At 72.6% G+C, this 20,287-nt stretch carries 20 protein-coding genes and 1 pseudogene; 13 read left to right on the top strand and 8 right to left on the bottom strand.

What is annotated here, in order from left to right; all coding sequences use genetic code 11:
- Positions 1-2: 2 nt before the first annotated feature.
- Both zigA and GT007_RS02460 read right to left on the bottom strand, forming a co-directional pair.
- Positions 3-1,202 (bottom strand): zinc metallochaperone GTPase ZigA, encoded by a 1,200-nt coding sequence (zigA, locus tag GT007_RS02465; protein ID WP_160119960.1) that lies wholly within the window; start codon positions 1,200-1,202, stop codon positions 3-5.
- Complete coding sequence (locus GT007_RS02460) at positions 1,199-1,864, bottom strand: DUF1826 domain-containing protein (protein WP_160119959.1); 666 nt, start codon at positions 1,862-1,864, stop codon at positions 1,199-1,201. The genes zigA and GT007_RS02460 overlap by 4 nt, the downstream gene beginning before the upstream one ends.
- 73 nt (positions 1,865-1,937) lie before the next feature.
- Here GT007_RS02460 and GT007_RS02455 point away from each other — a divergent pair, with 73 nt between their 5' ends.
- Positions 1,938-2,273: a DUF6525 family protein gene (locus GT007_RS02455; RefSeq protein WP_160119958.1), complete on the top strand. Its 336-nt coding sequence runs from the start codon at positions 1,938-1,940 to the stop codon at positions 2,271-2,273.
- Positions 2,274-2,390: 117 nt separating this feature from the next.
- Here the strand turns inward: GT007_RS02455 and nhaA are convergent, their stop codons facing one another.
- Genes nhaA through GT007_RS02435 form a run of 4 tightly spaced genes read right to left on the bottom strand, consistent with a single transcriptional unit; the run spans position 2,391 to position 5,334 of the window.
- A complete protein-coding gene (gene nhaA, locus GT007_RS02450) occupies positions 2,391-3,545 on the bottom strand; it encodes a Na+/H+ antiporter NhaA (protein WP_160119957.1) in 1,155 nt (384 codons plus the stop codon).
- A 47-nt stretch (positions 3,546-3,592) separates the two neighbouring features.
- A complete protein-coding gene (locus GT007_RS02445; protein ID WP_160119956.1) occupies positions 3,593-4,033 on the bottom strand; it encodes a DUF6691 family protein in 441 nt (146 codons plus the stop codon).
- Positions 4,026-4,445: a YeeE/YedE family protein gene (locus GT007_RS02440; RefSeq protein ID WP_160119955.1), complete on the bottom strand. Its 420-nt coding sequence runs from the start codon at positions 4,443-4,445 to the stop codon at positions 4,026-4,028. The genes GT007_RS02445 and GT007_RS02440 overlap by 8 nt, the downstream gene beginning before the upstream one ends.
- 49 nt (positions 4,446-4,494) lie before the next feature.
- Positions 4,495-5,334 carry a LysR family transcriptional regulator gene (locus GT007_RS02435; protein WP_160119954.1) on the bottom strand — a complete coding sequence of 280 codons (840 nt, stop codon included), beginning with the start codon at positions 5,332-5,334 and terminating at the stop codon, positions 4,495-4,497.
- A gap of 111 nt (positions 5,335-5,445) precedes the next feature.
- On the opposite strand from GT007_RS02435, the gene GT007_RS02430 reads away from it, so the two are divergent.
- The 4 genes from GT007_RS02430 to GT007_RS02415 are packed head-to-tail and all read left to right on the top strand — an operon-like array spanning position 5,446 to position 10,254.
- The gene (locus GT007_RS02430; protein ID WP_160119953.1) at positions 5,446-6,411 is read left to right on the top strand and encodes a Bug family tripartite tricarboxylate transporter substrate binding protein; all 966 of its coding nucleotides are present in this window, start codon (positions 5,446-5,448) and stop codon (positions 6,409-6,411) included.
- Between the two features lie 17 nt (positions 6,412-6,428).
- Complete coding sequence (locus GT007_RS02425) at positions 6,429-7,220, top strand: enoyl-CoA hydratase/isomerase family protein (RefSeq protein ID WP_236571448.1); 792 nt, start codon at positions 6,429-6,431, stop codon at positions 7,218-7,220.
- The gene (locus GT007_RS02420) at positions 7,220-9,283 is read left to right on the top strand and encodes an acetate--CoA ligase family protein (RefSeq protein WP_160119951.1); all 2,064 of its coding nucleotides are present in this window, start codon (positions 7,220-7,222) and stop codon (positions 9,281-9,283) included. The genes GT007_RS02425 and GT007_RS02420 overlap by 1 nt, the downstream gene beginning before the upstream one ends.
- A 14-nt stretch (positions 9,284-9,297) precedes the next feature.
- Positions 9,298-10,254: an SLAC1 family transporter gene (locus tag GT007_RS02415; RefSeq protein ID WP_160119950.1), complete on the top strand. Its 957-nt coding sequence runs from the start codon at positions 9,298-9,300 to the stop codon at positions 10,252-10,254.
- Here the strand turns inward: GT007_RS02415 and tsaD are convergent.
- The gene (tsaD, locus tag GT007_RS02410) at positions 10,241-11,263 is read right to left on the bottom strand and encodes a tRNA (adenosine(37)-N6)-threonylcarbamoyltransferase complex transferase subunit TsaD (protein ID WP_160119949.1); all 1,023 of its coding nucleotides are present in this window, start codon (positions 11,261-11,263) and stop codon (positions 10,241-10,243) included. The two genes, GT007_RS02415 and tsaD, sit on opposite strands and share 14 nt — an antisense overlap.
- Positions 11,264-11,348: 85 nt before the next feature.
- Between tsaD and hemC the strand changes: the two genes are divergently transcribed.
- The 6 genes and pseudogenes from hemC to GT007_RS02380 all read left to right on the top strand — a co-directional run.
- A complete protein-coding gene (gene hemC / locus GT007_RS02405) occupies positions 11,349-12,347 on the top strand; it encodes a hydroxymethylbilane synthase (protein ID WP_160119948.1) in 999 nt (332 codons plus the stop codon).
- Complete coding sequence (locus tag GT007_RS02400) at positions 12,334-13,047, top strand: uroporphyrinogen-III synthase (protein WP_160119947.1); 714 nt, start codon at positions 12,334-12,336, stop codon at positions 13,045-13,047. Before hemC ends, GT007_RS02400 begins: the two co-directional genes overlap by 14 nt.
- A complete protein-coding gene (locus GT007_RS02395) occupies positions 13,044-14,057 on the top strand; it encodes a COG4223 family protein (protein WP_160119946.1) in 1,014 nt (337 codons plus the stop codon). Before GT007_RS02400 ends, GT007_RS02395 begins: the two co-directional genes overlap by 4 nt.
- 3 nt (positions 14,058-14,060) lie before the next feature.
- Entirely contained in the window at positions 14,061-15,311 is a 1,251-nt protein-coding gene (locus GT007_RS02390) for a heme biosynthesis HemY N-terminal domain-containing protein (RefSeq protein ID WP_160119945.1), read from the top strand.
- A 70-nt stretch (positions 15,312-15,381) separates the two neighbouring features.
- Entirely contained in the window at positions 15,382-15,699 is a 318-nt protein-coding gene (locus GT007_RS02385) for an integration host factor subunit alpha (protein WP_160119944.1), read from the top strand.
- Between the two features lie 14 nt (positions 15,700-15,713).
- A pseudogene (locus tag GT007_RS02380) lies at positions 15,714-16,016 on the top strand (MerR family transcriptional regulator); the annotation flags it as partial.
- A gap of 337 nt (positions 16,017-16,353) precedes the next feature.
- On the opposite strand, the gene GT007_RS02375 reads toward GT007_RS02380, so the two are convergent.
- Complete coding sequence (locus tag GT007_RS02375; RefSeq protein WP_160119942.1) at positions 16,354-16,734, bottom strand: hypothetical protein; 381 nt, start codon at positions 16,732-16,734, stop codon at positions 16,354-16,356.
- Positions 16,735-16,962: 228 nt separating this feature from the next.
- Here GT007_RS02375 and GT007_RS02370 point away from each other — a divergent pair, with 228 nt between their 5' ends.
- Complete coding sequence (locus GT007_RS02370; protein ID WP_160119941.1) at positions 16,963-17,886, top strand: hypothetical protein; 924 nt, start codon at positions 16,963-16,965, stop codon at positions 17,884-17,886.
- The gene (locus tag GT007_RS02365) at positions 17,883-20,267 is read left to right on the top strand and encodes a glycosyltransferase (RefSeq protein ID WP_160119940.1); all 2,385 of its coding nucleotides are present in this window, start codon (positions 17,883-17,885) and stop codon (positions 20,265-20,267) included. Before GT007_RS02370 ends, GT007_RS02365 begins: the two co-directional genes overlap by 4 nt.
- Positions 20,268-20,287 lie beyond the last annotated feature (20 nt).

Below are 20,287 nucleotides of genomic sequence, written 5' to 3'. Positions count from 1 at the left end.
GTTCAGCGTTGCCACGCCGGGAAAGGGTCGGGCAGCCTGGCCCAGGCGCGCGGGCCGGCGGCGTATTCGGCCTCGGTCAGCAGGCAGGCGTCCAGCGCGCGGCGCAGCGCGGCTTCCTCCATGCCGACGCCGATGAACACGATCTCCTGCCGACGGTCGCCGTGCGGTTCCTGCCACAGCGCCTTCACCTGGGCGCGCCAGCCCGCATCGTCCGGCCATTCGGAGGGATCGACCGCGGCGAACCAGAAGCCCGCGGCCTCATGCCTGCCGACGGCGCCCGCCAATTGCCAGCTTCCGGCCCAGGCCATGCGGGTGGCCAGCCAGAAGAACCCCTTGGCGCGGATCACGCCGGGCATTCCGCCCTCGATGAAGGTCTTGAAGCGGGCCGGGTGCAGTGGCCGGCGGGCGCGCCAGACAAAGCTGGCGATGCCGAATTCCTCGCTCTCCGGCAGATGGCTGCCCGACAGCGCCTGGGCCCAGCCCGCCGCCTGCTGGGCCGCCGCGAAGTCGAAGCGGTGGGTGTTCAGCACCCGCGCCAGCGGCACGGCGCCCCGGGTGGCGGCGATGATCTCGGCCCCCGGGTTGAAGGTGGCCAGGATGCCACGCAGCCGGGCCAGCTCCGCGGCGCTCACCCGGTCGGCCTTGTTCACCACGATCACATCGGCGAATTCCACCTGCTCGACCAGCAGATCCACCAGCAGGCGGGTATCGCCCTCGCCGGCGGTCTCGCCGCGCCGGGCCAAGCTGTCGGTGCTGCCGTAATCGGCCAGGAAGGCGGCGGCATCCACCACCGTCACCATGGTGTCCAGCCGCGCGATATCCTGCAGCGATGTGCCGTCCTCCGCCCGGAAATCGAAGGTGGCGGCGACCGGTATGGGCTCCGCGATGCCGGTGCTCTCGATCAGCAGCGCGTCGAAGCGGCCTTCGCGGGCCAGGGCCGTTACCTCGGCCATCAGATCCTCCCGCAGGGTGCAGCAGATGCAGCCATTGGACATCTCCACCAGCTTCTCCTCGGTGCGGGACAGGCTGGCGCCCTGGGCGATGAGGGCGGCGTCGATGTTCACCTCGCTCATGTCGTTCACGATGACGGCGACGCGCAGGCCCTCGCGATTGGCCAGCACATGGTTCAGCAAGGTGGTCTTGCCCGCACCCAGAAAGCCCGAGAGGACGGTGACGGGAAGGCGCTGATCGGGGGTGGTCATGGGCAGGGAATCCTTCCCGGTTCGTCGATGCACAGAAGCAGCCGGGCGGCGGCGCCGGGCCCGGCCGGAGGAGAGCGGTGGATGCAGCCGAGCCCGGCATTGCCCGCGTAGCCTTCACCCTTGAGCACCGCGACCGAGCCGGGCGCGATCTGCCCGGCGCCGGGATGGCCCCGGGGCGGCAGGCCCCGGGCGAGCGCGGCGCCCCCCTCGCGGCACAGCCATTGCGTGCCCGGGCCACGATAGGTGCACAGCATGCGCAGCCCCACCGCATCGGCGTGCCAGCGGTGGCAGGCGGGGCCGGTGATGGCCTCCAGCCGCAGGCGCGCGCGGCCGCCGCTGTCGGCGATGACCGAAAACGCCACGCCCAGCCGCCGGATATCCAGCAGCAGGTCCAGCGGGGCGGGGCAGGGCAGGCGGGATTGCAGCGCATCCGTGGCTTCGCCCACCACGCCTTCGGCCTCGGCGCAGAAAGGGGCATGGCTCAGCAGCGGCGCGATCATCGCGGCGAAGTCCCGGGCCATGGGGCGCTGCCAGATGGCCAGGTTCACCTCTGGCCGGAGGATGTTCAGCAGCACCTCCCCATCCTCGGCCGCGATGGCGGAGCCGGGGGCCGGATAGGTGGTGGCGGCCGGGGGGAAGGATTCGGTGCGGAAGCCGGGCATGAGCGGAAAATGGTATAATATAACGAACCGCGATAGACTTGAGATGTTATAATGTCTCATGTAGCGTGGGGCCATGCCTTCCCACGACAATGACCAGACTGGCCGCCCAGGCATGTGGCGACGGCTGCCCGGCGATGACTGGGCCGCCTTCGACGCCTTGCCGCCGGCCGTCCGTGCCCGCGCGCGAGAGCACGCCTACGATCCCTGGTCGGTGAACCTGCTGAAATTGTGGCGCCTGTTCCGTCGGCAGACCGGCAGCAGCGCGCGCGCCGAACGGCGCCTGCTACGCTATCTGGACCAGTTGGAGGTGCTGGAGCGGGAGGCGTTTTCCACCATCCATGCGCGGCATCACGGTAGTCCGCTGCCTGGTCTGGCGGCGGGGGTGGGGGTGTTGCGGTCCAATCAGTAGTTGCGAATCATTTGCATCTGATCTAGGCACTCCCCGGGCCCGCACCGGCAAAGGCACGGCCCGTCACGCGCAGCCAGCCCAACCTTGCCCCACCGAGCCAGCCAGCGCTTTCCGATGTCACCCCCGGGGCGCGCTCATCCGCAGCGCGGCCCAGCCCAGCAGCCCGGCCAGGCCGGAGCCCAGCAGAATCCCCAGCTTCACCTCATCCTGCCGCGCGGCATCGCCCGGAAAGGCCAGCCCGCCCACGAACAGGCTCATGGTGAAGCCGATGCCGCAGAGCAGGGCCACGCCCAGCACCTGCCCCCAGCCGGCATGGCGCGGCATGGGCGCCAGCCCCAGCCTCACGGCGGCCAGCACCGCGCCGAACACGCCAATCACCTTGCCCGCCAGCAGCCCCACCGCCACGCCCGCCGTCACCGGATGCAGCAGGCTGGCCCAGCCGATGCCGCCCAGCGCCACCCCGGCATTGGCGAAACCGAAGACCGGCACCACCAGGAAGGCCACCGGGGCATGCAGCGCGTGCTCCAGCCGGTGCAGGGGAGAGGCCGATTCCTCCGCCCGCAGCGGGATGCACAGCGCCAGCAGCACCCCCGCGATGGTGGCGTGAATGCCCGAGCGCAGCACCAGCACCCACAGCACCGCCCCCAGCAGCAGATAGGGCCACAGCCGCGTCACCCCCGCCCGGTTCAGCCCGAACAGCACCGCCAGCACCAGCCCCGCCCCCGCGAGGTCGAACCAGGAGACGGAGGCCGTGTAGAAGGCCGCGATGATCACGATCGCGCCCAGATCGTCGATCACCGCCAGCGCGGTCAGGAACACTTTCAACGAGGCCGGCACGCGCGACCCGGCCAATGACAGCACCGCCAGCGCGAAGGCGATGTCGGTGGCGGTCGGGATGGCCCAGCCGCGCAGCGCCGAGGCATCGGCCCGGTTCAGCGCCGCATAGAGCAGCCCCGGCACCACCATGCCCCCCAGCGCGCCCAGCCCCGGCAGCACCCGGCGCGACCAGGTCGAAAGCTGGCCGTCCAGCATCTCGCGTTTGATTTCCAGCCCCACCAGCAGGAAGAACAGGGCCATCAGCCCGTCATTGACCCAGTGCTCGACCGAAAGCGGGCCGAGATAGGCATGTAGCGCCGAGGCATACAGCCCGGCGGCGGGGGAATTGGCCACCAGCAGCGCCAGCGCCGCCGCGGCCATCAGCACCAGCCCGCCCGCGGCCTCCCCGTCCAGGAAGCGGCGGAGCATGGACGGGCGGCGGGCAGGTGCGGTCATGCCGGGGTTCCTGCATGACCGGGGAGAGGATTACAACCCGGAAAGTTTTAGCGCGCGGCCAGCCAGCGGGCCAGCGCCATGCCCAGCAGCATGGCCAGAACGAAGCCGAGCGCGGCCCCCGAGCCCCCGGCCAGCGCCGTGAAGGCCGGCCCGGGGCACAGCCCCGCCAGCCCCCAGCCCACCCCGAAGATGGAGGGGCCCAGCAGGATGCGGCTGTCGATATCGCGCCGCGTCGGCAGTTCGAACTTCGCGGCGAACCAGGGCCGGTTCCAGCGCGGGATCAGCCGGAAGCCCGGCAGCCCCACCGCGATGGCCCCGCCCATCACAAAAGCCAGGCTGGGGTCCCACCCGCCCGAGGGGATGGCGCCGAGATCGAGAAACCCCAGCACCTTGCCCGGATCGGCCATGCCGGAGACGACCAGCCCCAGCCCGAACAGCAGCCCGGCGGCCAGATGCAGCAGCGAGCGGGAAAACAGGTTCTCAGACATGGCGCATCACCCACACCGTCAGGAAGCCCGCGGCCATGAACACCACGGTCGCCACCAGCGACCGCACGGACAGCCGCGACAGCCCGCACACCCCGTGGCCGGAGGTGCAGCCATTCCCCCACACGGCCCCGAACCCCACCAGCAGCCCGGCCAGCAGCAGCAACGGCCCATGCGCCTGCATCACCGGCGCGAAGCCCCGGCCGGTGGCGGCCGCGTACAGCAGCGGCGCCAGCACCAGCCCCAGCAGGAACAGGAAGCGGGGCAGGGCATCCGCGACGCCGCCCGGCGGCAGCAGCCGCGCCGCGATGCCGGAGATCCCGGCGATGCGCCCGGCGCCGGCCAGCAGCAGCAGCGCCGCCGCGCCGATCATGGCGCCCCCCAGCAGGGAGGAGAGAGGTGTGAAATGGTCCATGGCGAGCCTCGGTATTTCCGGCTCTTATTATGTTAGTAAATTCTAATATTCAAGCACCCGCTTCCGTGAGCAGCCACGCCGAGAAGGCCCGCGCCATGGGCGCCACCGGCCCCGGGGGCAGCAGCAGCCAGTAATGTTCCTCCATCGCCACCGCGCCGCCGGGCAGGGGGCGCAGGCGGCGGGCGCGCAGATCGCCCTCCACGAATTCGGGCGGGCAGATCACGGCGCCCAGCCCCTCGATGGCGGCCTGGATGGCCAGGGTCGTGCTCTCGAACAGCAGGGGCGGGGTGGCGGGGGGCGGGTTGCCGGTGGCGGCGCACCAGCGGGCCCAGTCATCGGGCCGCACCCGGCTGCCGAGCAGGCTGCCCCCCACCTTCCCGCGCGCGGCGAAGGGCGCCACATGCAGCGCCTGCAACCGGATGGCTCCCGGCGCGGGCGGCGTGTCGCTGGGGCCGGAGCGGATGGCGGCATCCACCGCCTCGCGCCCGAAATCCACCGGGGCGGTGCTGGCCACCACCTCGATCTCGCGGCCCGGATGGGCGGCGCGGAACCGCGCCAGGCGCGGGATCAGCCAGTGCCGGGCCCAGGTGGTATAGGCCCGCACGCGAAAGGGCCCGGGGGCGGCCGACAGCTCCGCCGTGGCCCGGCGCATCAGGCCGAAGGCCTCCGACAGGGTGGCGGCATAGCGCGTGCCGGCCTCGGTCAGGCGCAGGGAATTGGCGCCCCGTTGCACCAGTGCCACGCCCAGCGCCGCCTCCAGCTCCCGCAATCGGCGGCTGATGGCGGGCTGGGTCACGTTCAGGGCACGGGCGGCGGCGGTCAGGCTGCCGGTTTCCGCCACCAGGGCGAAGGCGGAAAGCGCCCCCAGCGGGGGCAGCGTGTCGGTCATGGCCCAGCATAAGCTGAAGTTGGGGTAGGGCAAGAATTGCGGCGCTTCCCTCGGGCGGCCGCAGGGCATACCCCTGGGTCCAACGCGGCCCCGACGCCGCGAGGAGGAAACATGCGCCGCCGTCACACCCTGCTGCTGCCCCTGCTGGGCCTGCCCGGCTTGGCCCGGGCCCAGAGCTTTCCCGCCCGTCCCATGCGCCTGATCATCCCCTTCGCCGCCGGCGGCTCCAACGACATCATCGGCCGCATCCTCATCGAGGGCCTGGCCACCCGCCTCGGCCAACCGGTGGTGGTGGAAAACCGGGGCGGCGCCGGCGGCATTCTGGGCAATGAGGTGGTGGCGAGTGCCGCCCCCGACGGCCACACCCTGTTGCTCACCGGCAGCGGCAGCTTCGTCTCCTCCGGCCTCATCCAGCCGCGCGTGCCCTATGACTGGGCGCGGGGCTTCTCGCATATCGGCTATATCGGCGCCTCGCCGGCCGTGATCGCCATCAACCCGGCCCTGCCGGCGCGGACGCTGGCGGAGTTCCAGGCCCTCGGCAAAACCCGCGGCCAGCCGATGTCCTATGCCAGCCCCGGGGTGGGCACCACCGGCCATGTGACCGGCGCGCTGATCGGCCAGGTGCTGGGCATCGGGCTGGAGCACGTGCCCTATCGCGGCACCGGCCCGGCGCTTCAGGACGTGATCGCGGGGCGGGTGGACATGATCTCCAACGCCGCGGCCCCCCTGCAGCCCTTTCTGCAGGCGGGCACGCTGCGCGGCATCGCGCTGGCGGCCGGCCGGCGCAGCGACCTGCTGCCGAACCTCGCCACCGCCGCCGAGCAGGGCTTCCCGGCCATCGACAGCGCCACTTGGTTCGGGCTGTCCACTACGGGCGGCTCGCCCGCCGCCGCCGTCACCGCGGTGCATGCCGCGCTGAACGCCACGCTGGCCGAACCCGATGTGCGCCGCCGCCTGCTGGAACAGGGGCTGGAGCCCGAGCCCAGCCCCACCCCCGACGATTTCGCCCGCTTCGTCGCCACCGAGCGCGAGCGCTGGGCGGCTGTCATCCGCACCGCCCGCATCACCGCCGAATGAATTCCGGAGAGCATTCCATGTCCGACACCGCCGCCATCCTGCTGGAGATCGAGGATGGCATCGCCATCATGCGCCTCAACCGCCCCGAGGTGCGCAACGCTATCGACGACGCGATGCGCGCCGAGATGATGGCCGCGATCGACCGCATCAGCCGCGATGACGGCATCCGCGCCGTGGTCGTGACCGGGCAGGGCAAGGGCTTCTGCGCCGGCGGCGATGTGAAGGGCATGCGCGCCCGCATGGAAGCGCCGGCTGGCTCCGTCGCCATCAATGGCTGGCGGCGCCAGCAGCGCACGCACCACGCCATTTCCATGCTGCACAATTTGCCCAAGGTGACGATCGCGGCGGTGAACGGGGCCGCCACCGGCCTCGGCTGCGACCTGGCGCTGTGCTGCGATTTCGTGATGGCCTCCGACGCCGCCATGCTGACCATGAGCTACATCCAGCGCGGGCTGATCCCCGATGGCGGGGGCATGTATTTCCTGCCGCGCCGGGTGGGCCTGGCCCGCGCGAAGGAGCTGGTCTTCACCGGCCGCCGCCTGACGCCCGCCGAGGCGCTGGCGATCAACATGATCGAGCGCGTGGTGCCCCACGACACTCTGCTGGATGAGGCGAAGGCCTGGGCCAAGGAGCTGTCGGCCGGTTCGCTGGCGGCCCTCGCTCTCGCCAAGACCACGATGAACCAAAGCTTCGAGACCTCGATGGAGGATGTGTTCTCGCTGGGCAGCCAGGCGCAGGCGATCTGCTACTCGACGCAGGAGCACCGGGATTCCGTCACCGCCTTCCTGGCCAAGCTGGACCGCAAGTGATGAACCCGCTCGAACGCCTGCTGAAGCCGCGCAGCGTCGCGGTGGTGGGGGCCTCGGCGGACCCCGCGAAGATGACGGGCCGCCCGGTGGGCTATCTGCTGAAGCACGGCTTCACCGGCGCGGTGTATCCGGTGAACCCGCGCGCGGAGGCCATCGGCGCCCTGCGCTGCTACCCCGATATCGCGGCGCTGCCCGAGGCCCCGGATGTGGGCCTGATCCTGCTCGGCCCCGAGCGCGCGGAGGCCGCCGTGCGCGACCTGGCCGCACGCGGCACGGCGGCGGCGATCGTGCTGGCCTCCGGCTATGGCGAGGCCAGCCCCGAGGGCGCCGCCCGCCAGGCCGCGCTGAAGCAGGCCGCGGGGCCCATGCGCCTGCTGGGCCCCAACACCATTGGCCTGGTGAACCTGACGGACCGCATCACCCTCTCGGCCTCCGGCGCGCTGGAGGTGGGGGAACTGCCGCCGGGCCGCATCTCGCTAGTCTCGCAATCGGGGGGCATCCTGGGTTCGCTGCTGTCGCGCGCGGCCGATCGCGGCATCGGCTTCGCCAAGCTGCTGAGCACGGGCAATGAGGCCGACATCGACAGCGCCGACATGATCGACCTGCTGGTGGACGACCCGGCGACCGATGTGATCGCGGTGTACATGGAGGGGCTGCGCCGCCCCGATGCCTTCCGCGCCGCCGCGCTGCGGGCCGGGCGGGCGGGCAAGCCCATCGTGGTGTTCAAGGTGGGGCGCTCCGAGTCCGGGGCGCGCTCCGCTTCCTCCCACACCGGGGCGCTGGCGGGGATGGACCGGCTCTACGACGCCTTCTTCCGCCAGCTCGGCGTGATCCGGGCCGAGACCTTCTCCGACCTGCTGGACATCCCGGCGGCGCTGGCCTGCGGGCGGCGGGCGGCCGGGCGGCGGGTGGCGGTGCTGACCTCCACGGGCGGCGCCGGCACGCTGGTGGCCGATGCCTGCGGCCTGGCGGGTTTCGAGCTGCCGGTGCCGGATGCGGAGACGGTGGAACGCCTCTCGGCCATCGGCGACAGCGGCCAGGCGGCGCACGACCGCAACCCGGTGGACGTGACGCTGGCGGGGTTGCAGCCGAAGCTGATCCGCACCTCCATCCGCGCCCTGCTGGCCAGCCCCAGCTATGACGCGCTGGTGACCATCGTGGGTTCCTCGGCGCTGGCGCAGCCGGAGCTGGTGGCGGACGCCCTGTTCGAATGCCAGGCCGAGAGCGGCAAGCCCATCCTGGCTTATGTCAGCCCGCACGCGCCCCAGGTGCTGCGGGCGCTGAACGCGCGCGGCATCCCGGCCCTGGCCTCGCCCGAAGCCTGCGCCTCGGTGCTGGAGGCGTTGCAGGCGCGCGAGGTGCCGGAGCCCATCCCGGCCCCGCCGCCCGCCGCCTGCGCGCTGCCCGCCGGCCCCGCGAATGAGGCCGAGGCCAAGGCGCTGTTCGCCCGATACGGCATCACCCCGGTGCGGGAGGTCATCGCGGCCACGCCGCGGGAAGCGGGCGCCGCCGCGGCCTCCCTGGGCGGGCGGGTGGTGCTGAAGGCGCTGTCCCGCCACATCGCCCATAAAAGCGAGCTGGGCGCGGTGAAGGTGAACCTCGACCCCGCCGCCGTGCCCGCCGAGGCCGAGGCCATGCTGGCGCGCCTGGCCGCCCAGGGCGCGCCGGTGCCCGAGGGGCTGCTGATGCAGGAGATGGCGCGCGGCGGGGTGGAGATGATCCTGGGCTTCATCCGCGACCCGCAGCTGGGCCCGGCCATCCTGCTGGGCATGGGCGGCGTCACGGCGGAGCTGATCCAGGACACCGCCATGCGCCTGCTGCCGCTGGGCGAGGCCGATGTGGACGCCATGCTGGCCGAGCTGAAGACCCGCCCCTTGCTGGAGGGCTATCGCGGCGCGCCGCGTGCCGATGTGGCGGCACTGCGCCAGGCGGTGCTGGGCTTCGCCCGCATGGCCGGCGCCCTGGGCGCGCGGCTGGAGGAAGCGGAGATCAACCCGCTGTTCGTGATGCCGGAAGGGCAGGGGGTGCGCGCCGCCGACGGCTTGCTGGTGCTGAGCGCCTGACCGCATCATGGGGGATGATGGAAGCCCCTGCCCGCCTGCGCCACCTGCCGCTGCCTCTGTTCGCCGTGCCGATGGGGGTGGGCGGGCTGGGCCTGGCCTGGCGGGAGGGCGCGCGGGTGCTGGCCGCGCCCGCCCTGGCGGGTGAGGCGCTGCTGGCGCTGGCCGGCCTGTTCTGGCTGCTGATCACGGCGCTGCACGGCTGGCGCCTGGTGCGGCACCCCCAGGCGCTGGCAGCCGATCTGCGCCACCCGGTGCGCGCGGCCTTCGCCGGCGCGCTGACGGTGGGGCTGATGATCGTCTCGGGCGGGCTGGCGCCGCATGCGCCGGGGCTGGCGGCGGGGGTGTGGCTGCTGGCGGTGGCGGTGCACCTGCTGATCGCGGGCTGGACCATCCGGGGCCTGCTGCTCGCCCCGCGAGAGGCCGCGGCCCTGACCCCGCCGCTGCTGATCCCGCTGGTGGGCAATGTGCTGGCCCCGGCCTTCGGCGCGCGGATGGGGTTCGAGGCGCTGTCCTGGATGTTCTTCGGCCTGGGCGCGCTGCTGTGGGCGCTGTTGCAGCCGCTGCTGCTGGCCCGGGTGGTGACGGGCCCGCCGCTGCCCGCGCCGCTGCGCCCGGCGCTGGTGATCTTCCTGGCGCCCCCGGCGGCGGCGGCGCTGTCGCTCTCGGCGCTGACGGGCGGGTTCGGGCCGGGGCCGCTCGCCTGCCTTGGGCTCGCGGTGCTGTTCGCGGGGGTGTTCCTCTCCATGCTGCGGGAATTCGCGGCGGCGCCCTTCGCCATGTCCTGGTGGGGCTGGACCTTTCCCTCGGCGGCCTTCGCGGCGGCCAGCCTGCAGGCGGGGGCGGCGCATCCGTTTCCGGGCATGGCGCTGCTGCTGTGGCCGGTGCTGCTGGCCGCCAGCGCGATCGTCGGCATCGTGTGCTGGGCCACGGCGCGGGCGGCGCTCAGCGGGGCGCTGTTCAGGCCGGAGTAAGGCTCATCTCATCCAGCGGCCAGCGCGGGCGCGGGGCGTGGTCCAGCCTGTCCTGCACGCCGGCTTGCAGGCGCAGCAGCCCGGCCCAGGCGATCATCACCGCATTGTCGGTGCACAGCCGGATGGGGGGCGCGATCAGCGGCACGCCGGCACCCTCGGCCACCGCGTTCAGGGCTTGGCGCACGGCCTGGTTGGCGGCCACCCCCCCCGCCACCACCAACGCCCGCGCGCCGGGCAGCATGGCCAGGGCATGGCGCGCGCGGTCGGCCAGCACGGCGGCCACGGAATGCTGGAAGGCCGCGGCCACATCCGCTTTCTCCGCCCCCTGGGCCAGCGCCCGCGCCACGGCGGTCTTGAGGCCGGAGAAGGAGAAGTCGCACCCTTGCCGCCCGACCATGGGCCGGGGCAGGGAGACGCGGGTGGCATCGCCCTCCCGCGCCAGCTTTTCCAGATAGGGGCCGCCGGGCCAGGGCAGGCCCATCAGCTTGGCGGATTTGTCGAAGGCCTCGCCCACCGCGTCATCCAGCGTGGTGCCCAGCCGGCGGTAGCGGCCCAGCCCCTCCACGGCCACGCACTGGCAATGCCCGCCCGACAGCAGCAGCAGCAGATAGGGGAATTCGGTCTCCGGGTTGGTCAGGCGCACGGTCAGCGCATGGCCTTCCAGATGGTTCACCGCGACGAAGGGCAGGTGATGCGCCAGCGCCACGCCCTTGCCGAAACAGGCCCCCACCACCAGCCCGCCGATCAGCCCGGGGCCGGAGGTCGCGGCCACGCCCGCCAGATCCTGGAATGCCACCCCGGCCTCGCGCATCGCGCGCGCCGTCAGTTCCGGCAGGCGTTGCAGATGGGCGCGGGCGGCCACTTCCGGCACCACCCCGCCGAAGCGGGCATGTTCCTGCAATTGGGAGTGCACGACCTCGGACAGGATACGCCCGTCGGGCGCCAGCACGGCGGCGGCGGTCTCGTCACAGGAGGATTCGATGCCCAGAACCGGGCCGAGCGCGGACATGCGCGGCCATTACAGCACATCCAGCCGGGGGGGAACGCGCGCGGTCACTCTTTCGCAATGCCTCCCGGCGGATTATAGCCCCGCGATGCAGCCGAACGCCCCCCTGTCCGCCGCCCAGCGCCCGCACGCCGCCATGCCGGGCCTGCCGTTGCGCGTGGGCACGCGGGCCAGCCCGCTCGCCCTGTGGCAGACGCGCTTCTTCCTGGACCAGCTGATCCGCTTCTGCCCCGTGCTGAAGCACATGAACGCGTTCGAGGAACACCACATCGTCACCACCGGCGACGCGGTGCAGAACCGCCGCCTGGCCGATATCGGCGGCAAGGGCCTGTTCGCCAAGGAAATCCACGAAGCCCTGCTGGACCGCCGGGTGGATTTCGCGGTGCATTCCCTGAAGGACCTGGAAACCGAGCTGCCCGCCGGCATCATCCTGGCCTGCACCCTGAAGCGCGAGGACGCGCGTGAGGCGCTGATCCTGACCGAGCCCGGCGAGGTGGCCGACCCCGCCGACCCCTATGCCGCGCTGGCCCAGGGCGCGGTGGTGGGCACCGCCAGCCTGCGCCGCCAGGCCCAGCTGCTGGCGGCCCGCCCCGACCTGACCGTGGTGCCCATCCGGGGCAATGTGCAGACGCGCCTGGGCCGCGTGCGCGGCGGCGAGATGGCCGCGAGCCTGCTGGCGCTGGCCGGCCTGAAGCGCATGGGCATGGAGAGCGAGGCCGCGGCGGTGCTCTCCGCCGAGCTGATGCTGCCCGCCGCCTGCCAGGGCATCATCGGCATCACCGTGCGCGCCGCCGATACGGAGCTGGCCGAGCTGCTCTCCGGCATCGAGGACCCCGAGGCCAAGGCCGTGAGCCAGGCCGAGCGCGCGCTGCTGGCCGCGCTGGACGGCAATTGCCGCACCCCCATCGGCGGCCATGCCCGGCTGCTGGCCGATGGTGGCCTGCGCCTGGTGGGCATGACGGCCCGCGCCGACGGCACCTTCATCCTGCGCCGCGCCATCGAGGGTTCCCCCAAGGACGCCGCGGCCCTGGGCCGCGAGCTGGGCGACGCCCTGCGCCGGGACACGCCGGCGGATGTGTTTGGCTGAGGCCCGGCACCCGGGTGTGCTGATCACCCGGCCCGAACCCGGCTGCGCCGAGACCGCCCGCGCCGCCGCCGCGCTGGGCTGGCTGCCGCTGGAGGCCCCGGGGCTGGAATTGCGCCCCGTGCCCTTTACGCCCCCCCGAGCCCAGGCGCTGCTGCTGACCAGCCGCGCCGCCGCCCGCGCCGTGGCCCCGCTGGGCATGCCCGTGCTGGCGGTGGGCGAGGCGACCGCCGCCGAGGCCCGCGCCCATGGCCATCGCGATGTCATCGCGGCCGAGGGCGATGCCGAGGCCCTGGCGGCGCTGGCCCGCGCCCGGCTGAACCCCCGGGATGGCGCGTTGCTGCTGGCGATCGGCGAGGGCTATGGCCAGGAGCTGGCGGCGGCGCTGCGGGGGGCGGGGTTTGCGGTGCGGCGCCGGGTGGCCTATGCCGCCTGTGCGGCCCGACAACTGCCCGGCCCGGCGCGCGACGCGCTGGCCGCCGGCAGGGTAGGGGCCGCTTTGTTCTTCTCGCCGCGCACGGCCAGGGCCAGTATGGCCCAGATGCGCGCGGCGGGTCTGGCCGAGGCCGCGCGCGGCATCCGTGCCGTGGCCATCAGCCCGCGCGTGGCGGGGGTTCTCGCCGCGCTACCCTGGGCCGCCGTGGCAACCGCCGCGCGGCCGGATCATTCCTCCATGATGGAAGCCCTGGGCGAGCCACGATGACCGACACCGCCTCCGAGACCAGCACCACCGAACCCGCGGCCATCGCGGCGCCAGCCAGCCCGGCGCGGCGCACCCTGGCGCCTGTGGTCATGCTGGGGGCCGCGGGGCTGGTGCTGTTGGGGGCGCTGGGCTTCCTGGCGCTGCAATCCCCGCCCGACCTGCCACCCCCCCAGACGGTGGCCGTGCCCGACCACACCGCCACGCTGAACGCCCTGGAACGCCGGCTGGCCGGGCTGGAGGCGCGCCCCGCCCCCGCCATGCCGGACCTGGCGCCGCTCGCGGCCCGTGTCGGGCAGATCGAGGGGCTGCAGGCGCGCATCGACCGGCTGGGTGAGCGCCTGGATGCCGCCGTGGCCGCCACCCGCTCCGTCGAGGCCGCCGATGCCCAGCGCGCCGAGGCGCTGCGCAGCCGCCTGGAAGCCGGCCTGACCGAGGCGCAATCGCGCCTGGAAGCCCGGCTGGGCACGCTGGAGCGCGGCGTGAACGACGCGCTGGCCCGGCAGGAGGCCGCGGGCCGCCAGGCGCTGACGGCGCTGGAAACCCGAGCCCGCACCCTGACCGCCGTGGTCGGGCTGGCCACCGCGCTGGAGGCCGGCCGCCCGCTGGCCCCGCATCTGGCGGTGCTGGGCAGCCCGTCGCCCGCCCTGGCGCGCTTCGCCGCCACCGGCGCCCCCACCGAGGCCCGGCTGCGCCTGGAATTCGAGGATGCCGCCCGCGCCGCCCGTGCCGCGCAGGACGCCACCCCGCGCGGCACGCTGGCCGAATCGGCGCTGGCGCGGCTCGGCGGCCTCGTCACCATCCGGCGCGGCGAGCAGGTGGTCTGGGGCGAGGAGACGGAGGCGCATCTGGAACGCGCCCGCCGCGCCCTGGCCGCCGGCGAGATGGAGGCGGTGCTGGCCGCCCTCGATGCCTTGCACCCCGCCGCGAAGGAGGCGATGGCCCCCTGGATCACCCGCGCGCGGCAATTGCAGGAAGCGCGCGCCGCCATCGCCCAGCTGCTGGCGGGCTGAACCATGAAACGCGCGATCAAGCTGCTGCTGCTCTCGGCCCTGGCGATCGGGGGCGGGCTGTGGCTGACGGGTCTGGGCGGCACGGTGGAGCTGCGCTTCGGCGAATGGCTGATCGCCGCGCCGATGTCGGTCACGCTGGTGCTGCTGGTGGTGGTCTTCGCCGTGCTGCATGTGGTGCTGCGCACCATCGGCTGGCTGCGCGGCTGGCCCGCGCGGCGCCGCCTGCGCCTGCGCCTGGCCGCGCATGAAGGGGCGGAGGCCGCCGTGACCCGCGCCCTGGTGCGGCTCGCCGCCGGTTCGCCCGAACAGGCGCTGCTGGAGATCGGCCGCGCCCGCCGCCTGCTGGGGGAAACCCCGCAACTGCTGCTGCTGGCCGCCGAGGCCGAGCGCCAGGCCGGCCGCGAGGACGCCGCCGCCGGGCATTTCCGCGCCCTGGCCGCGCGGGAGGATTCGCGCTTCCTGGGCCTGCGCGGGCTACTGCGCCAGGCCGTGGCGCAGCACGATTTCGAAGGCGCCCGCGCCCTGGCCGAACAGGCCGAGCAGGCCGAGCCCGGCGCCGTCTGGCTGCGGCAGGAACGCGCCGAGATGGCCCTGGCCACCGCCGCCTGGCGGGAGGCGCTGGCCTTGGCCCCCATGGGCGCGCCGCGCGCCGCCCTCTCCCTGGCCGCGGCACGGGAGGAACCCGACCCGCTCAAGGCCGCGGAGCTGGAACGCCAGGCCTTCGTCACCGATCCGGGCTTCGCGCCCGCCGTGATCGCCCATGCCGCGCGGCTGACGGAGGAAGGCAGCCCCCGCCGCGCCCGCCAGGCGCTGGAGCAGGGCTGGGCCGTGGCCCCGCACCCCGATATCGCCCAGGCCTATCTGGCGCCCACGCAGGACCCGCTGGAGCGCGTGAAGGCCGCCGAGATGCTGGCCCGGCGCAACCCGCAGCATCTGGAAACCCACCTGATGCTGGGCGAGGCCGCGCTGCGGGCGGGGCTGACGGGCCGGGCGCGGGCGGAGTTGCAGACGGCGGGTGCCATGCCCGGCGCCGACCGCCGCGTGTTCGAGGCGCTGGTGGCGCTGGAGAAGCTGGAGCAGGGCGATGCCGGCCACCTGGCCCTGGCCCGCGCCGAGGCCGCCGCCCAGGCCGCGCCGGAGCCCCCGCAATGGCGTTGCGGCCATTGCGGCACGGAGCACGCGCACTGGTCGCCGCGCTGCGATTCCTGTGGAACGGCGCTTTCCATCCACTGGAATGGCGTCGCCGCCGGTTGAGCAAGGTTGACGCGCACCCCCCGGAGCGGCTTTGGTGCAGAGACAGCATGTTGCAGGGCATCGTTCACCCATGGAAACATTGACACGCGCCCAGCTTGTAGAGGCGATCTATGCCCAGGTCGGGCTTTCGCGGAATGAATCCGCCGCATTGCTCGAATCGGTGCTGGGGCGGATGGCCACTGCGCTCGGCAAGGGCGAGTCGGTGAAGATCTCGGCTTTCGGGACCTTCGCCGTGCGGCAGAAGTCCGAGCGGATCGGCCGCAACCCGAAGACCGGGGTCGAGGTGCCGATCATGCCGCGCAAGGTTCTTAGCTTCCGGCCCAGCCAGGTGCTGAAGGCGCGGATCAACCACGAACCCGTGGGCAGCGCCCTGGATGAGGATTCGTGAGGGGAGGCGAGGATATGCTGGGGGCCGACGCGCTGGAGGCCGCTGAGCCGCGCGTGCGCAAGGGGGCCCAGGCCTATCGCACCATCAGCGAGGTGGCGGAGGAACTGAATGTTCCCCAGCACGTCCTGCGCTTCTGGGAAGGCAAGTTTCCGCAGCTGAAGCCGCTGAAGCGCGGCGGCGGTCGGCGCTATTACCGGCCCGAGGATATCGCGCTGCTGCGGCGCATCGCGGGCCTGCTGTACAGCCAGGGCTATACGATCAAGGGCGTGCAGCGGCTGCTGAGCGACGATGCTGGCACGCCGGCCCCCGACATGCCCGGGCAGGGCGTGGACGGCGCCATGGCGGCGCTGGAGGCCGTGGCGGCCGAGTTGCGGGACCTGCTGAAGCGCCGCTGAGCGCCTTTTCCTTTTTCGAGACCGCGAAGCCCAGGCAGCGGATGCGCGCGCCCGGCGTTTGAGGGCGCAAACAAGGCCGCGAACGCGGCCCGCCGGCAGTCCGGCGAAGCCAAGCGCGCGGATGCGCGCGCCCGGCGTCTGAGGGCACAAGGAACACCGTTTCTGGCGGGGGAGCGCTGCGCGCTCCCCCGCCAGAAACGGCAAAGGCCGGGATGTCCCCATCCCGGCCTCGCCATGTTCCGAAAAAATCCGAAGTGGATCAGCCGCCCTTGCGGGTCAGCGTCGGCACTTCCTCTCGCAGGCGGAAGCGCAGCGCGGACCAGGTGCCGTCCAGGGCCACCTGCGTCACGGGCAGCAGCCCGGCCTGGGTCAGCGGTTCCCAGCCATGGTCGCGGTCCAGGTCGGAGCGAATCGGGCCGCCCTTCTTGGGATAGGCGAACCACAGCCTTCCGCCGACGCCGTACAGATCCAGCGCCCGCGCAGCGACCCGGCCCAGCGAGGCACGGTCGGTGGCGAAGGCCAGGATCAGCTCGGGCTCGGCCGCGCTGGTGGCAGGGAGGCCGTGCTTGAACCCGTTCGGGACATCAAGGACCGAGCAGACCATGCCGGGTTTGAAACCCAGCTTCTGCGGGACCGACATCGGGTCGTCCAGGTTGGCGGCTACGGGGCCCGTCTTTCCAGCGCGAGCGCCGGTGGGGCTTGTTGTGGGCATTGGTTTTCTTGTCGGCATCATGACGGCGCGTTTCCTTAGAAGTCCTGCCGGGGCTTATCAAATCCCAATTGAGGGTGCCTGACCCGCAAAATCCGGGCATGTCAGGACAATTAAGTGGGTTGCTATGTGGTGGTGCGTCAGGCATGTGCTTTGCGCATGGGTCACATCGTCGAGCGTGTGCACGGCTGGCTTCAGCGTCTCCGGCGCCGCCCGCCGGTAGTAGTGCATGCGGCCCCGGCGGAACAGCTGAAACTCCTGCCCCCGCCCCTCGAACCGCAACCTCTGCGCTGCCTGCCACTGCTGGCGGATGAGGGGTTGGCATTCCTCGCCACGATCATGGGCGGGCACAGCGTGGCCTTCTCGGGCTGGGAAGTGTCGCGCATCATCAACGCCACGCTGCTGGGGCTGGAACTGGGATTGCCCGGCATTCGCGCCCTGGCCTCCGACCGCCCCGAAGGGCTGGACCAGGCCCTGCTGGAGCAGGGGGAGGCGCTGGGGCTGGGCGCCGAGGTCCGGGCCTTTCTGGCCCGGCACGGCACCGGGCGCGACACCGGCCCGGCCAGCGAATACCACCTGACGGACACGGCCGATTGCTGGTGGGTCAGGGCCTCCCTGGAACACCCCGATATCCGGCAGCGGCTGGATGCGCCCGAGATCGTGGTCGATTTCGGCACCCTGTTCCATGAGGCGGACCCGCGCCGGCGCATCCTGCGCCTGGCCGAGCTGCGCCCCCGCCTGCTGGTGCTGGACACGTTGATCATCGACGAGACCCGCCTGCCGGAGGGCTCGCCCTTCACCGCGGCCTCCGCCTGGTATGTGGCGGCCATGACGCCTGAGCAGACGCGGCTGATGGCCGACTACTGGCGCGCCATCCAGCCCTGCCCGGCGCAGTTCGACCTGCTGCCCCATGGCGGCACGCGGGAGGATTTCCGCCGCGCCGGGCTGGATGCGCTCTGGTGGTGGTTCATGGGCCGGGAGGCGGTGCGCGGCATGCTGCTGGATGCGGGCTATCGCGTGATCTCCGTCACTCCGAGCTGGGGCGGGCGCTCGGCCATCTTCACCGCGGAGGCCGTGGCGTGAAGCGGCAGAAGATCTGTCTCTACACCTTTGAATTCCCCGGCATCATCGCCAATGGCGGCATCGGCACCGCCTTCCGCGCCCTGGCGGAGGAACTGGTCGAGGCCGGGCACGATGTCACGGTCCTCACCCCTTCCGCCTATACCGAGAACCTGCCCGTTTCCTGGTGGATCGACCATTGGCGGGAGCGGGGGATCAAGGTCGTCTCCCTCTTTGTCGAGGGCACGGCCAAGCTGCATGCCTATCTGGCCTATCAGTGGCTGAAGCAGCGGGATTTCGATGTCATCCATTACCATGACTGGAGAGGCGCCGGTTACTGGCTGACGGTGGCCAAGCGCTGCGGGTTGGCGTTCCGGGACACCACGCTGGTCTGCCAGGCCCATGGCCAGACCTTCTGGCACCTGGAGCATTCGGGCATCTTCCTCAGCGCGCCGGCCGAGGTGGAGACCGATTGGCTGGAGCAGCGTTCGGTCGAAGGCGCCGATATCCTGTATTCGCCCAGCGCCTATTTCATCGACTACATGGCCGCGCGCGGCTGGGCCGTGCCCGGGCGGCGCTTCGTCACCCCCAACCTGCTGCCCAAATCCTTCCCCGAGGGCCAGGAGGGCGATGGCACCCGCAAGCCGGTGGAGGAGATCGTCTTCTTCGGCCGGCTGGAAAGCCGCAAGGGCCTGGAACTGTTCTGCGATGCCATGACGCGCCTGCTGGCGCGCGGCGCGGGGCCCAGCCGCGTGGTGTTCCTGGGCAAGATCGGCGAGGTCGCGGGCGGCAGCGCCCTGGCCTATATCACCGAGGCGACGGCGGGCTGGACCGTGCCTTGGATGGTGCGCAACGACCTGGACACGGATGGCGCCAAGGCCTTCCTGGCCCGTGGCCGCCGCCTGGCCGTCATTGCCTCCAGCATCGAGAATTCGCCCTATACTGTGCTGGAATGCATCGCCTCCGGCCAGCCATTCCTGGCCGCCGATGTGGGCGGCGTGCGGGAACTCGTGCACGCGGACGACCAGCCAGCGGTGGTCTTCGCCCGCACCCCCGCCGCGCTGGAGGCCGCGATGGCCGATGCGCTGGCCCAGGGCGGGCTGTGCGCCCGGCCCGCCGTGACCCTGGCCGAGAACCGCCGCCGCTGGCGCGAATGGCACGCCACGCTGGGCGGGCCCGGCGCCCCGGCCGTGGTCGATTCCACCCCGCTGGTCAGCGTCTGCATGTCCAGCTTCAACCGGCCCGAACTGCTGGCCCAGGCCATCCGCTCCATCGAGGCGCAGAGCTGGACGCGGCTGGAGATGGTGCTGGTGGACGATGCCAGCCCGTCGGAGGCGGCGAAGCGCCATTTCGATGCGCTGGCCCCGGTCTTCGCCGCGCGCGGCTGGACGCTGCTGCGCAATGAGACGGAGATGTGGACAGGCCGCGCCCGCAACCATGCCGTCGCCCATGCCAAGGGCGACCACGTGCTGCTGATGGACGACGACAACGCCGCCTTCCCGCATGAGGTGGAGACGCTGATGCGGGCGGCGCAGGCCTCCGGCGCGGACATCATCACCTGCCAGCAACAGCCCTTCACGGGCCCTGGCGAGCCGCCGCGCCACGTCGCGCGCTATCCCATGGGCTGGATGCCCGTCGGGCCCTGCCTGTCGCTGGCGCTGTTCGAGAACTGCCTGGGCGACCTGAACATGCTGGTCCGGCGGGAGGTGTGGAACACGCTGGGCGGCTTCACCGAGGACCGGGTGGGCTGCGAGGACTGGGAGTTCCTGCTGCGCGCCGGGCTGGAGGGCTACCATCTGGAATGCCTGCCGGAACTGCTGTTCTGCTATCGCGCGACGGTGGACAATCTGGCCCGGCGCTATTCCGGCAAGGTGCTGTACGACAGCTTCACCCGCGCCGTGCGCCCCGCCCGGGCGAAGATGCCGCCCGGGCTGGTCATGGCCATGCGGCTCGCCTCCGAATCCCGCTTCGCGGCCTCCAGACAGCAGGGCGAGGGCTATTGGGCGCGTCACGGCCAGGCGGAACCGGGCATCCGGGCCATCGCGGAGACGGGGCCGGGCGGCACGGAAGGGCTGGTCGCCGCCGCCAGGCATGTGCTGGGGCGTGGCGACGAGGCCACCGGCCTGCTGCTGTTGCGCCAGGCGCTGACGATCCAGCCCTCCGCGGCGCATGTCGCGATCGAGCTGATCGGCCGGGAGGAGGACGCCGCCCCGCCGGCGCCGCCCTGGCTGGAGCAGGTGGCGGCGGGGCTGCGGGAGGACGAGCTCTCCCGCGCCGGGTTGGCGCTGGGGCGGCTGATGGCGCGCGGGGACCAGGCCTCCGCCCGGGTGCTGGCGGGCGCTCTCGCCCGTCGCTTCCCGGACAGCGAGCAGGGGCGCTTCCTGCTGGCGATGACCAGCGGCTGAAGCACGCGGGATCTGGCGTT

The sequence above is a fragment of the Rhodovarius lipocyclicus genome (assembly GCF_009900765.1).
Taxonomy (GTDB): Bacteria; Pseudomonadota; Alphaproteobacteria; order Acetobacterales; family Acetobacteraceae; genus Rhodovarius; species Rhodovarius lipocyclicus.
This window is presented reverse-complemented; position numbering and strand designations above follow the sequence as displayed.

Bases quoted from the DNA above. Each gene is read 5' to 3' on its own strand.
- zigA (WP_160119960.1), bottom strand. From the start codon at position 1,202: ATGACCACCCCCGATCAGCGCCTTCCCGTCACCGTCCTCTCGGGCTTT.
- GT007_RS02460 (WP_160119959.1), bottom strand. From the start codon at position 1,864: ATGCCCGGCTTCCGCACCGAATCCTTCCCCCCGGCCGCCACCACCTAT.
- GT007_RS02455 (WP_160119958.1), top strand. From the start codon at position 1,938: ATGCCTTCCCACGACAATGACCAGACTGGCCGCCCAGGCATGTGGCGA.
- nhaA (WP_160119957.1), bottom strand. From the start codon at position 3,545: ATGACCGCACCTGCCCGCCGCCCGTCCATGCTCCGCCGCTTCCTGGAC.
- GT007_RS02445 (WP_160119956.1), bottom strand. From the start codon at position 4,033: ATGTCTGAGAACCTGTTTTCCCGCTCGCTGCTGCATCTGGCCGCCGGG.
- GT007_RS02440 (WP_160119955.1), bottom strand. From the start codon at position 4,445: ATGGACCATTTCACACCTCTCTCCTCCCTGCTGGGGGGCGCCATGATC.
- GT007_RS02435 (WP_160119954.1), bottom strand. From the start codon at position 5,334: ATGACCGACACGCTGCCCCCGCTGGGGGCGCTTTCCGCCTTCGCCCTG.
- GT007_RS02430 (WP_160119953.1), top strand. From the start codon at position 5,446: ATGCGCCGCCGTCACACCCTGCTGCTGCCCCTGCTGGGCCTGCCCGGC.
- GT007_RS02425 (WP_236571448.1), top strand. From the start codon at position 6,429: ATGTCCGACACCGCCGCCATCCTGCTGGAGATCGAGGATGGCATCGCC.
- GT007_RS02420 (WP_160119951.1), top strand. From the start codon at position 7,220: ATGAACCCGCTCGAACGCCTGCTGAAGCCGCGCAGCGTCGCGGTGGTG.
- GT007_RS02415 (WP_160119950.1), top strand. From the start codon at position 9,298: ATGATGGAAGCCCCTGCCCGCCTGCGCCACCTGCCGCTGCCTCTGTTC.
- tsaD (WP_160119949.1), bottom strand. From the start codon at position 11,263: ATGTCCGCGCTCGGCCCGGTTCTGGGCATCGAATCCTCCTGTGACGAG.
- hemC (WP_160119948.1), top strand. From the start codon at position 11,349: ATGCAGCCGAACGCCCCCCTGTCCGCCGCCCAGCGCCCGCACGCCGCC.
- GT007_RS02400 (WP_160119947.1), top strand. From the start codon at position 12,334: ATGTGTTTGGCTGAGGCCCGGCACCCGGGTGTGCTGATCACCCGGCCC.
- GT007_RS02395 (WP_160119946.1), top strand. From the start codon at position 13,044: ATGACCGACACCGCCTCCGAGACCAGCACCACCGAACCCGCGGCCATC.
- GT007_RS02390 (WP_160119945.1), top strand. From the start codon at position 14,061: ATGAAACGCGCGATCAAGCTGCTGCTGCTCTCGGCCCTGGCGATCGGG.
- GT007_RS02385 (WP_160119944.1), top strand. From the start codon at position 15,382: ATGGAAACATTGACACGCGCCCAGCTTGTAGAGGCGATCTATGCCCAG.
- GT007_RS02375 (WP_160119942.1), bottom strand. From the start codon at position 16,734: ATGTCGGTCCCGCAGAAGCTGGGTTTCAAACCCGGCATGGTCTGCTCG.
- GT007_RS02370 (WP_160119941.1), top strand. From the start codon at position 16,963: ATGGGTCACATCGTCGAGCGTGTGCACGGCTGGCTTCAGCGTCTCCGG.